Genomic DNA, 13062 nt, shown 5'->3' on the forward strand with positions numbered 1-13062 from the left:
CATTATGTGGGATTTATGGCACCCTACACACTTTACAAATGAATAGAAATAGGCGATCAACAAAGCACTATGCAATAGGATATATTGCAGATTCGATATTTTTGATATCTTTGCGACCCAAATATAATCAACCAGGCTGAAGCGATTCACCCTGCATTATTAATTAGAATGAGTAAAAATGAAACGAATATTATCTCTACTTATTATGGTCAGCCTCCTTTGTGGAGTTTCAATCATAAATGCGCAGACATTTGTTCCGGCCCAAACAGATGGGCCTCAAATAGCATTTAGCACAAATATAGAAGACGGTGAAGTATTAAGAATAGGCATTACATCCGACAACAATAATCTTTGGATAGACCTTAATGGCAATCACTCTTTTGATGAAGGGGAGCAAATACAACTATCGGATAAAATTCAGACGGAGCAGGACCTCTATATGTATTCTTTGTCATCCGGCACAAAAGATGTTACGATATATGGTGCCGTCAAGGATTTGGCTATCTCTCACAACAAGATTACGAAGATAGATCTTAAAAAATCAACCGATATAGAATCACTTAATGCATCTTACAACGAACTAACCAATATTAGTATCGATTCAGAATTTGAGAAGCTTCAAGAGCTTAACATCGGTCACAATCAGATTGCAAGTATTCGCAGCATAGGTATACTTCCCGGTCTGAAAATATTTGATTGCAGTGACAATAGAATATCCGTCATTCATCCAAGTAATTTTAAAAACCTTGAGGAGCTTTACTGCGAAAACAATCGTATCAGTCAGTATCTACTATTCGACTCAACTCCCAAGATTAGAATCATCCATTGCTTCGGCAATCATATCACTGATAAAGATGGACAAAAGAATATGACCAGGCTTATCAAATCTCTTCCATACAGACTAAACAATATCCCCGGCATGATTGTCATTCAAGATCCATCCAAATCAAATAACAACCAATTGACCCCAGCAAAAGTCTATCTTTTGGATCAAAGAAATTGGAATACATACTTAATGGATTCTTCTAAAAATAACATTCCGGAAGAGTATCCGCACTATGAGGTTTCAATCGAAAAAGGCAAAGGTGGGATTGTAAAATTCTTGTCACAAAACTATTTTGGGAACAAACAGAACTTCCCCAAAGGGTTTACTTTCAGTCTAATGGCTAAAGAGATTAGAGGATTCCATCTAAAACAACTCTTGGCCGGCGACAAAGACATTACACCTGCCAATGCTGCCTATGTACAGGGATCTACTCAAGAGGAGCGAACATTTAATGTGTATGATGTCGTAACCGACCAAAAGATGGTCATCAAAGGAGTCTTCGAAAAAAACAAGTACAAAATTGCAAGTGAAATAAAAGGCGAAGGTACTCTGGAATACTATGACGTAAGCGACCCCAACAATCCTCAGAAGATTACTGACCTTAACCATATAGACTATTTGACTAAGATTAAGGTCGTGGCACAACCTAAAGATGGGTGGCATACCTTCAGTCTAACAGAAAACTATGGGCAGGATATTCAAAAAGATCCAACTTTCGATGTAAGATATGATGAACTTATTCAAGTAGAATTCAGACGAGACAGACTAAAAGTAGATGTAGAAGTTAATGGCAAAGGTACAGCAGAATTGGATTTCCCGATCAACTTTTTGGATCAAGTAGAAGCCGGGACTATCATCAAGATTACCAAAGTAAAGCCACAAAAGTATTGGAGACTGGCAAGTATCATTGCTGCCGACAAAGACATTACAGAGAGCAAGCAGTTCGTAGTAAATGACAATATGAAGTTAATCTTCAACTTCGAACATATTTACTACCAACTAACTTTCGACTATGATCAGAGTGCCGGAAGCGTAAGCATCGATAAAAATTTCACACCGGATCATATCGAGGCAGGAACAAAAGTACAGGTTCAAGTCAAGGTAAACGAAGGTTATGAACTGGAAAGTCTCACAGCCAACGGAATGGACATCAAAGAGTATAAGACTTTTGTGATGGAAGACAACACCATCCTAAAGGCAACCTTTAAGAAAGCCTCTGACATCAATCAGCTACCGAAGACGAACAATCTAATCGAAGTGTATCCCAATCCGACAACAGAGATTGTATATATCAGTGGCGGAAGCGAGATGGTAGGACAAAAGGCAATGTTGTTTGATATTAATGGAAGATTGATAAGCTCAATAACCCTCCGGTCTCAAAAAGAGATACTTCATATCGAACAGCCGGATGGGCTTTACATCCTTAAGATAGGCAATCGGACAATCAAGATTACCAAGAAACAGTTTTGAATTTATCAAAAGATAAAACAACAAAGGCATTAAGAAAAGGTTGATCAGTAGTGGATCTTCATACAAGATAACAGTAGCCTCGGCCTTACAAATATCTTAAGACAGATTCGAAATAGTTCCATAGAAAAGTTAATCTAAGCACTATTTGAACACACAGCACTATCCCAAAATAGAGGATAGATCCCTAAAGCGGGCCTCGAGAATATGGACAGCTCAATATTAGTTCCCCTCTCGACCCGCTTTTTTTCGTCAAACAGTTGTTAAAAAGCTATGTTCTAATGGCATTTCGGAGTTAAAAGAAGATATCCTACTCCTGTAGCAAACAGACAACTTAAGATTGATATCAATGCATACACAAAAGCCATAGTCCAGTTGCCGCCATGAATAAGCTTAAATGTCTCGTGCGAAAAAGTCGAGAAGGTCGTAAATCCTCCACAAAAGCCCGTTACCATCAGAAAAGAGAGCCAATGACCGGGCATCTTCTCAAAAAGCGCCATCAATAGACCAATAAGGAGACTGCCCACAATATTTACTATCAAGGTGTGCCATGGTATAGCTCCATCTCCAAAATGATCTTTAAGAAGAGAGATTCCATATCTGCAAGCACTCCCAAGTCCACCACCAATAAATACAAATAAAAACTCTTTCATATGTGATATTATAAGTTCTATAACATAAGGATAAGGAAAGGGCTCGCCATATTCTCCACGAAATGACGAGCCCTACTTTGCTATGAATATCTCTTAGAAGAGATTAAAATTCTGCATTCTTCGGAGTTCTTGGGAACGGGATTACATCTCTAATGTTAGCCATACCGGTAACAAATAGCAAGAGTCTTTCGAACCCAAGTCCAAATCCTGAGTGAGGGCAAGTACCAAACTTACGGGTCTCAAGATACCACCAGATATCCTTTTCCGGCACATGCATCTCTTGAGCACGTTGCTTAAGTTTGTCATAATCGGCTTCACGCTCACTTCCTCCGATAATCTCACCAATCTTGGGGAACAAGATATCCATTCCTCTAACGGTCTTACCATCCTCATTCTGCTTCATATAGAATGACTTGATCTCCTTAGGATAATCGGTTACGATGATAGGCACCTTGTAATGCTGTTCGACAAGGAAACGTTCGTGCTCACTGGCAAGGTCGACACCCCAATATACGGGGAATTCGAATTTCTTACCATTCTTTACAGCCTCCTCAAGCACCTCGATGGCTTCGGTATAAGTGATGCGTCTAAATGGTTTCTCAAGAACCCAATGAAGACGATCTACCAACTCCTTATCAAAATGCTCTGACAAGAACTTAATGTCGTCCATACAGTTGTCGATAGCCCACTGCACACAATACTTAATAAACTCCTCAGCCAAATCCATGTTGTCATGAATATCATTGAATGCAACCTCCGGCTCACACATCCAAAACTCGGCCAAGTGACGTGGAGTATTGGAATTTTCGGCACGGAAAGTCGGTCCAAAGGTATATACACCACCAAGAGCCAATGCTGCCAATTCGGCCTCCAACTGTCCTGAAACAGTCAAAGAAGTCTGCTTGGCAAAAAAGTCTTTTGTATAATCGACTTTACCCTCACTATTCTTAGGTAAATTGTTGAGGTCCAATGTTGTTACCTGAAACATTTGTCCGGCACCTTCGCAGTCACTTCCGGTGATTAGCGGTGCATTGAAGTAGAAAAATCCCTTCTCATGGAAAAACCTATGGATTGCATAAGCCATGTGATGGCGAATACGATACACGGCCCCAAATGTATTGGTACGTGGACGAAGGTGAGCAATCTCACGCAAAAATTCGAGTGAGTGACCTTTCTTCTGAAGTGGATATTCTTTAGGATCGGCTATACCGTAGAGTTCGAGTTCGGTAGCTTGTATCTCATACGATTGACCTTTACCTTGCGATTCGACCAGCTTACCCGTCGCACGAATACATGCTCCGGTTGTTATGGAAGCCAAAAGATCTTGATCAAAGTCTTCCGGATTAACAACGATCTGGATATTATTAATAGTAGAGCCATCATTGAGAGCGATAAAAGAGACTACCTTATTCCCACGCTTGGTACGAACCCAGCCCTTCACAGTCACAATGTCTCCCACAGGTGCACCCTGCCCCTTGAGGAGCTCTACAATCATACTTCTTTTCATTGTTCTTTAGATATTTTAGTTTTAGTCAAAACAACCCATTCTCAAGTTGTTGACCTCTTGTTCATTCAAATAACGCCATTTACCTCTTGGCAAGTTTTTCTTAGTAAGACCGGCAAAATATACACGGTCAAGCTTTACAACTCGATAGCCAAGATGTTCGAATATTCTTCTTACAATGCGGTTACGTCCGGAGTGAATCTCGATACCCACTTGCGATGGGTCATCATCTTTGACATAGCTGATTGCATCTGCGTGGATCTCGCCATCTTCCAACTCAATCCCTTCTGCAATCTTCTGCATATCTTCAATCTTAACATCCTTATCGAGCCAGACATGATAGATCTTTTTCTTCTTATACTGCGGGTGTGTCAGCTTAGCCGCCAAATCACCATCATTTGTAATAAGTATAACTCCGGTGGTATTTCTATCAAGACGACCCACAGGGTAAATTCTTTCAGAGCAAGCTCTCTTGACAAGGTCCATCACGGTAAGACGACATTGAGGATCGTCCGAAGTGGTTACACAATTTCTTGGCTTGTTAAGGAGCACATACACCTTACTTTCAGAACGTACCGGGCGACCTTGGAAAAGGATCTCATCTTGGCGAGTAGCACGTGTACCAAGCTCTGTTACCACCTCTCCATTGACTGTCACAAGACCTTGCTGGATAAGCTGATCTGCTTCTCTTCTTGAGCAGATACCCGCATTGGCCAAGATCTTATTCAATCTGATCTCCTCATTGGGATCGGTCACCATCTCCTCGTACTTAACGGGGATGATTTTCTTCTGAGGTCTTTGGGGTCTATTATTGTTGCGTCTCCTATTGTCATATCTGCCACGATTGTCACCTTGACCATAAGGGCGTTGATAATATCCTCCATCTCTACGATCTCCTTGTGGCATCGGTTTGTGAGGATAGACCGGTCTATTATCCTGATTGCGGTCTTGATATCCGGGCTGGTAATTATTTTGTCTGTAATTATTGTTACGCTGATAACCGCCCTGTTGATATCCGCCCCTTTGATAATTGTTTCGAGGCTGATAATTGTTTCTTCCATACCTATCATCCATATTCTGTACAGGCGGGTTGGAAGATGTACGCGGATATTGTCTTACCACAGGTCTATCGGAATCATAATCAGTCGGAACATTTCCTTCACGAGAAGGCTCCGTAAAAGACTCAGGCATTCTCTCATGCTCATAAGGAGTTCGTTCGGTATACGAAGTCCTGGGTTTATTGTTAAAATTGTAAGGGATCTTCTCGGACACCACTACTCTTGGTCTGCCTTCCGGAGACTGGCCAATCCTTACTCTTCTGCGACGAGTAGTGGGTTGTTCTGCCTCTTTAATAGCCTCATTACTTGTTTGCTCTTTTCTGTCGGGAGCATTATCAGTGCTTAAGGTGTTTTCTGTCGGCAACGTCTTTTCAAAATCGTTTTGTTCGTTCATTTTCTTTCAATCTATTCACAGCCCTCTCGGCTGCTTGTCATATTAGTAATTATAATAAGTTATTGTAATTGCAATCGTCACTACAAAGGTAACCTAATTAATGTAACTTAACTATATAATACCTACATAATTATAGGGGGTGATTACTCTGAGTTCTTCTTTTACACGCTCTTCTACATCCAAAGACTCTATAAATGCCTTTATGGACTGCTCACTAACAGCCTCTCCGGTACGAGTAAGAGCTTTTAGAGCTTCGTAAGGATTGGGATAACCCTCTCGTCTCAAAATAGTTTGAATGGCCTCTGCCACGACTGCCCAATTCTGCTCAAGGTCTCTATCAATAGCCTCCTTATTTAGAAGAAGTTTATTAAGGCCTTTCAAAAGACTCTTAAGTGCAATAATGCCGTATGCAAGCGGCATACCAATGTTTCTTATCACAGTCGAGTCCGTAAGGTCTCTCTGCAGCCTGGATATAGGCAACTTGCGAGCAAGCTGGGTCTGCAAAGCTATGGCAAGCCCAAGATTACCTTCTGCATTTTCGAAGTCAATGGGGTTTACTTTGTGTGGCATAGCTGAGCTTCCCACTTCACCTTTCTTGATCTTCTGCTTAAAGTAATTCATAGATACATACATCCACACATCACGACTAAAGTCAATCAAAATATCATCTATTCGACTTAGTGCGTCCAACACTGCAGCAGTATTGTCATAGTTGGAAATCTGTGTCGTACGCTTTTCTCGCTCAAGACCAAGCACATTCATAAACTGCTCTGCAAAGCGGGTCCAATCATGGTCCGGATATGCGACTTGATGAGCATTAAAATTGCCGGTAGCTCCGCCAAACTTACCGGTACGGGGCACAGCTTTTAGTTGTTTGATCTGCTCATCCAATCTATAGACAAAGACATCCAACTCTTTGCCAAGATGGGTGGGCGATGCCGGCTGTCCGTGTGTTTTGGCCAACATAGGAATATCGCTCCACTCATCAGCCAACGACTTAATCTTGTCTCTCACCGACATAAGAGCAGGCATATACACCTCATCCATAGCTTCGAAAAGCATCATCGGAAAGGATGTGTTATTGATATCTTGTGAGGTCAAACCAAAATGGACATACTCCCGTTCGGAGCCGATTTTCATACGGTCAAACTGCTCTTTGATAAAATATTCAATAGCCTTAACATCATGGTTGGTAACCGATTCGATCTCTTTGACTCTCTTGGCATCTTCCAATGTGAAGTTTTTGTAAATAGATCTAAACTCTTCCGGTGCATGGTGTTGCAAAAGGTCTTTGAGAGCGGGTAATTCTTGGCTCAAAGATAAAAAATACTCAATCTCGACTCTTATCCTATACTTTATAAGAGCGGACTCTGAAAAAAATGCAGCTAAGTCATTCGTTTTCGAACGATAGCGTCCGTCTACCGGTGACAAAGCGTCCAACTCGTCAAATTGCATGGTGACTTATATATTTATAACGAATAAAGATCAAATGCCCATATCATTGTCAGAAACAGTTTTGAATATATTTCGAATCTGGTTGCAGGTCATTTTGAAGCATCTTGTGCTGTAAATCCAATTAATAACTCTGACATTGCATCTTCGATCCACTCAAAAACAACTTCTCAATCGGGCAAACTATTTTAAGTTCGTTTCCGTGATTCAGAGGGCGCCACAATCTTAGACAACCTCATTATGAAACTATTCAAGCTATTTTACTAATAAAAAGCAGCTCGGACCAATTGTCTTACACTCAACTTAGCAAGAGATTCTCATCTCCCTAATGAAAAGCGCTACGACCATAATATCCTAATTCATCTATAAGTAACAATCAAGTACTAAATAAGGTTTAATGATCCTACCACTGCAACGCTGTAAAAGTACAAAAAAAGGGAGACAATAACACTTTTATGTACAAAAAAGAAGAAAGCGAGAGATACTTTCTTCGCCACATTATTGCGATACTTCACTCAATTTTAATAAATATAGAAATTGGTACAAGCAACCTCCTTAACCGAAAGAGTAAAATTTTTCACTTTATAAACAGAAGTTATTTATCGGTTTGGCCTCATTAAGCAGTTGCAATCACGTAACCTATTTTACACAGATACACTTCAGAGAGCATTGTTTTTTTAACACTGAAGAAAGAGATTGTTTTGCAATTAGCGCTGAAGATTTTGAGTTCCCTTTTAACATTGACAGATCTATCCAAATAGATTGCTTAGATACTATTTGCTCTACAATACTCTCCTATCTCACATTATAGATTTTTTGTGACTTATTGATCGTTTGATAATCTTGCTTTCTATTCAAAAAACGCTTTGAAAGAAGTCGAGAACAAACTGCTTAGCAAATAATATTTTGCACAGATATAGATATTCAGAACAAAATATTTTCACTACTTTTGCGCCCCATTGCTATCATATAGCTATAAAGATGGTATTATTTATAAACAAATAAAAGAAAACAACGAGTATGAAAAGAATACTGCTATACATCACAGCGATCTGGATGACAATCTTTGCTCTGACAAGTTGCGACGATACAGAGCTCAAGGATATTCCCGATAAGCCCACAGTGACGACGGAGACTCCAACCGAGTATAAATCTATCCTTACAGTTGAAGATGGTGTCCTCATAAAAGTTCCTCAAAGTGTTTTTGGTTTTGGCAAAGACAGATATGAAGAGGTCGAAAAGTTTGAAGCAGATCACGGAGGCAAACTTAAGGGTGAGCATAATGAGAATAGTACGATTAAACCCGGAGACGGCAATAAACCCATCCGTATCTATATCACTACTTACGACTATGAGACCGGAGATCCACTGGGCTACAATCCCAAGAGGTTTTATACGATAGACAACTACAAACAGGTTTTGATAAAATCACAAATCCTAATCAAAACAAGTCTTATCAAACAGGGAGACGGAAATCTCCAGGAAGCTTTTAAGAAAGCATTGACCAATGATGGCTACAAAGCAATCGACAGCCAAACCTATCAAAACAACCAATACAACTTAAAAATAGAGGATAAAGGCAACTACCAAGTGCTATCTTTCAAAAGCATAGCTGTCCAATAAAACCTACAATAAAATCAAAAGATGGGTCTCAACGGTATTACACCGACTGTTGAGACCCATCTTTTGGTATTTTACGGCCTTTATGGGAAAGCAATATTGCATTATAGCCCCCCGGTCTGCCAACAATGAGATTCTTCTCTCTTCCGACACAACCAAGTTGATTCGCAAGCTCCTGACAACCACCCATTTCGGGATTAACCTCTTAAATGATTTGTTTTGTCAGCTCCTCAGTCAACCTAAATTCTTCGTGCAATCCATAGAGTATGTCAATGCAAGCTGCGTTCGTTTTTAGTTAAGCGAGTGGCGAAGATGATACAGCTTCGGGGCCTTTGGATAAGGATGCCTATTTGATGGAGCTGCTTACTACAATAGCCTGGTTGAAGCGTTATTAGAGCTTGGTTGAGGCGGTGTTCAGAGTTAGTTGAAGCGGTGTTAGAACTTGGTTGAGGATTAGTTCAGATTTGTTGAGGCTTAGTTCAGAGTTAGTTGGGGGCGTTGTTAGAGCTTGGTTGAGGCGGTGTTCAGAGTTAGTTGAAGCGTTGTTAGGGCTTGGTTGAGGATTAGTTCAGATTTGTTGAGGCTTAGTTCAGAGTTAGTTGGGGGCGTTGTTAGAGCTTGGTTGAGGCGGTGTTCAGAGTTAGTTGAAGCGTTGTTAGGGCTTGGTTGAGGCGTTGTTAGAGCTTGGTTGAGGCGGTGTTCAGAGTTAGTTGAAGCGTTGTTAGAGCTTGGTTGAGACTTTGTTCAAAGTTAGTTGAAGCTTAGTTAAAGCTTTGTTGAGGCATTGTTCAGGGTTAGTTGAGGCTTAGTTAAAGCTTTGTTGAGGCATTGTTCAGGGTTAGTTGAAGCGTTGTTAGAGCTTTTTGAGGCATTGTTCAAGGTTAGTTGGGGGTTTGTTAGAGCTTGGTTGAGACTTTGTTCAGGGTTGATTGGGGGATTGTTAAAGCTTGATTGAGACTTTGTTCAGGGTTGGTTGAGGGATTGTTCAGGCTTAGTTCAGGCGTTGTTGAGGCGTTGTTAGAGCTTTGTTGGGGGCGTTGTTAGAGCTTGGTTGAGACTTTGTTCAGGGTTGATTGGGGGATTGTTAAAGCTTGGTTGAGGCTTAGTTCAGGGTTAGTTGCGGGGATTGTTAGAGCTTTTTGAGGCTTAGTTCAGGGTTAGTTGAAGCGTTGTTAGAGCTTGGTTGAGGCTTAGTTCAGAGTTAGTTGAAGCGGTGTTAGAGCTTGGTCGAGGCTTAGTTCAGAGTTAGTTGAAGCGTTGTTAGAGCTTGGTTGGGCCTTAGTTCAGGCTTAGTTGAGGAATTGTTAGAGCTTGGTTGAGGATTTGTTGAGGCTTTTGGGTTGGGGGTTTGTTGGGTTTTATAGGAGTGTTCCTATTTGATAGACTACAAAGGCCATGATCCAAGCTAAGGTGCAGCTATACACGATGGTAAACAGTGCCCACTTCCAGCTTCCGCTCTCTTTTCCGATCGCGGCTATCACAGCTATGCACGGGAAGTATATCAACACAAATACCATAAGTGACCATGCCACAAGCGGCGTAAAAGATGGCTCACCAAGCGAATTGGTTTCTGTTCGGAGTTTCTCGGTAAGGCTTGCTTCTGCTGCTTGCGATCCGTCTCCGGTGTATATGATCCCCAATGTACTTACGACAATCTCTTTTGACGCTGCACCGGACAGCAGCGCCACCCCTATCTTCCAGTCAAATCCCAGAGGCTTAATGGTAGGCTCTATGAACTGACCTATGCGTCCGATGAATGAATTTTCTTGCTGAACGATATGGCCTGCTCTTTCTTCAAATGCTCTGTTTTCTTGAGCTGTAAATATCTTTTCTAAAGGCAAGCTGTCTCTTACGACTGTGCTCTCAACCGCTTCGGGATGGTTATGCATATCCTTTGCGGCCTCTTTTTTGAGCGAAGTGGCCACCTCAGCTATCTCTTTTTGGATGGTTGGATCGTCATAGTTGTTGCGTGGGAAGTAGCCCAAAAACCATATTACGATCGATGCCACAAGTATAATACCTCCCATCTTTCGAAGATACTGCTTACCACGATCCCACATATGTATCAAGACAGACCTCCATGTCGGTATTCTGTATGGTGGGAGCTCCATTACAAAAGGCATATCTTCTCCTCCGAAGAGGGTCTTCTTAAACAACCTTGCCGAAAGTACCGCCAAGATGATACCCAAAAGATAGATTACAAAGAGGACAGCCCCCGCCGAATGGGGGAAGAAAGCCCCCGCTATCAGAAGATATACCGGGAGTCGGGCCGAGCAACTCATAAGTGGCAAGACCAGCATCGTAATCATTCGGCTCTTGGGACTCTCGATCGTACGAGTCGCCATAATAGCGGGCACATTGCATCCAAACCCCATCACAAGGGGGATAAAGGACTTGCCATGAAGCCCCATCTTATGCATCAGTTTGTCCATTATAAAGGCTGCTCGCGACATATAGCCCGAATCTTCCATCAGCGAGATGAAGAAGTACAAGATAAGGATATTGGGCAAAAAGACTATCACCCCTCCGACACCACCTATCACCCCATCCAGAAGCATATCTTTGAGAGAGCCTTCCGCCATATAGGCACCAATCAGATCGGCCAGACTTCTTACACCCATCTCGATCCAGTCCATCGGATACTTACCCAAGACGAAGGTGGCCTCAAACATAATAAACATGATAAGGAGGAAGATGGGGAAGCCCCAAAAACGATGGGTCATCCAATGATCAACCTTCTCCGACAAGGTCTTGAGTATCTTGCGACTTGGCTGATAGGTTTCCTTGAGAGCACCCGTAATAAAGCCATAGCGACTGTCGGTGATCAAGGTTTCGGCTGTCTCTCCATGTGAGAGGTTGTCTATCTGACTTAGGGCATAGTTGCGGGCAGAGAAGATAAACTCCGCCTTGGGGCTGTGCTTACGGATATAGGCTTCGGTATGCGAATCTTTCTCCAGAAGGCGTACAGCCACATAGCGAGGAAGCACCTCGACAGGCATATCGGGGAAATGCTCTGCCAGCTTATGGCTAAGCGACTCGATCTGTGGCTCCACGATATTGCCATAGTTGATAGTGATGGGTTGCTCGATAGGATCACGACCGCAGAAGGTATCGATAATCTTGTCAAACAGATAAGGAATACCTTTGCCGGAGCGACAGACCGTAGGTACCATAGGTATGCCGAGCAATACAGACAGCTTGCGATCGTCCAACTTGTCCTGACGCTTTTCAAGCTCATCATACATATTCAGGGCCATCACCACAGGAAGACCAATCTCTTTGATCTGAAGGGTAAGATAGAGGTTGCGCTCAAGATTGGTACTATCCACCACATTGAGCACAATATCAGGACGGTTGGAACCCGTAAGATATTCTCGGATATAGAGCTCTTCGGGGCTGTAAGGAGATAGCGAATAGGTACCGGGGAGATCGACAATCTCAATCTTATAGCCATTGTGATTGAAATAACCCGTATGAGCCTCCACTGTCACACCGCTATAATTGCCAACATGCTCATGAGCACCACTCGCACGGTTAAACAGAGAGGTCTTGCCACAGTTGGGATTGCCAAGAAGAGCCACACGGATATGTTTCTTGCCAATACCTACTAATGGGGAGGAGGAAGAGGAAGAAGAATGATAACGAGAAGACTCTGCTTGACGAATTCGCAAAAGATCATCGATAGGAAGAGAATCGCATAAATCAACAGGCTGAGCACCCGGAGCAAGAAGCTCAACCTCGATACGGCGAGCATCCTCCTGACGCAAAGAAACATTATAATTGAGAAGACGATAATAGACCGGGTCTTTTAAAGGAGCACTAAGAACAGCCGTAACAACCTTGCCACGAACAAAGCCCATCTCCAAAATACGCTTACGAAACATGCCACTGCCTCCCACAGAAAGGATAACAGCCCGCTGACCAGTCTTCAATTCAGACAAATTCATTACTCAATTCCTCAACAATTCATGCCATTATCTATACCTAAGCACAAAAGTAAGCAATGATAACCCAATAAGACTACCTATATATAGGTATATTCAAAAAAAAACAATCAGACATCATAAAACAAGAGGGGATACGCAAAA

General features: G+C 42.0%; 7 protein-coding genes. 2 read left to right on the top strand and 5 right to left on the bottom strand.

Going from position 1 to position 13062, the window contains the following annotated elements:
• Positions 1–178: 178 nt before the first annotated feature.
• Positions 179–2296, top strand: coding sequence for a T9SS type A sorting domain-containing protein (locus ACFO3G_RS02460; protein WP_380077659.1), 2118 nt, complete (start codon positions 179–181; stop codon positions 2294–2296).
• 275 nt (positions 2297–2571) lie between these two features.
• Here ACFO3G_RS02460 and crcB read toward each other — a convergent pair whose 3' ends face one another.
• The 4 genes from crcB to purB all read right to left on the bottom strand — a co-directional run bounded on the left by crcB (position 2572) and on the right by purB (position 7357).
• Positions 2572–2946 carry a fluoride efflux transporter CrcB gene (crcB, locus tag ACFO3G_RS02465; RefSeq protein WP_380077661.1) on the bottom strand — a complete coding sequence of 125 codons (375 nt, stop codon included), beginning with the start codon at positions 2944–2946 and terminating at the stop codon, positions 2572–2574.
• A 103-nt stretch (positions 2947–3049) separates the two neighbouring features.
• Positions 3050–4453, bottom strand: a complete 1404-nt coding sequence (gene asnS, locus ACFO3G_RS02470; RefSeq protein ID WP_380077663.1) for an asparagine--tRNA ligase — start codon at positions 4451–4453, stop codon at positions 3050–3052.
• Positions 4454–4474: 21 nt separating this feature from the next.
• Entirely contained in the window at positions 4475–5641 is a 1167-nt protein-coding gene (locus ACFO3G_RS02475; protein WP_380077685.1) for a pseudouridine synthase, read from the bottom strand.
• Positions 5642–6013: 372 nt separating this feature from the next.
• Positions 6014–7357 (bottom strand): adenylosuccinate lyase, encoded by a 1344-nt coding sequence (gene purB, locus ACFO3G_RS02480; RefSeq protein WP_380077665.1) that lies wholly within the window; start codon positions 7355–7357, stop codon positions 6014–6016.
• Between the two features lie 1017 nt (positions 7358–8374).
• Between purB and ACFO3G_RS02485 the strand changes: the two genes are divergently transcribed.
• Entirely contained in the window at positions 8375–8977 is a 603-nt protein-coding gene (locus ACFO3G_RS02485) for a hypothetical protein (RefSeq protein ID WP_380077667.1), read from the top strand.
• Between the two features lie 1355 nt (positions 8978–10332).
• Here ACFO3G_RS02485 and feoB read toward each other — a convergent pair.
• Entirely contained in the window at positions 10333–12921 is a 2589-nt protein-coding gene (gene feoB, locus ACFO3G_RS02490; protein ID WP_380077669.1) for a ferrous iron transport protein B, read from the bottom strand.
• Positions 12922–13062: the final 141 nt, after the last annotated feature.

This window comes from Falsiporphyromonas endometrii, from assembly GCF_042654485.1.
Taxonomy (GTDB): Bacteria; Bacteroidota; Bacteroidia; order Bacteroidales; family Porphyromonadaceae; genus Porphyromonas; species Porphyromonas endometrii.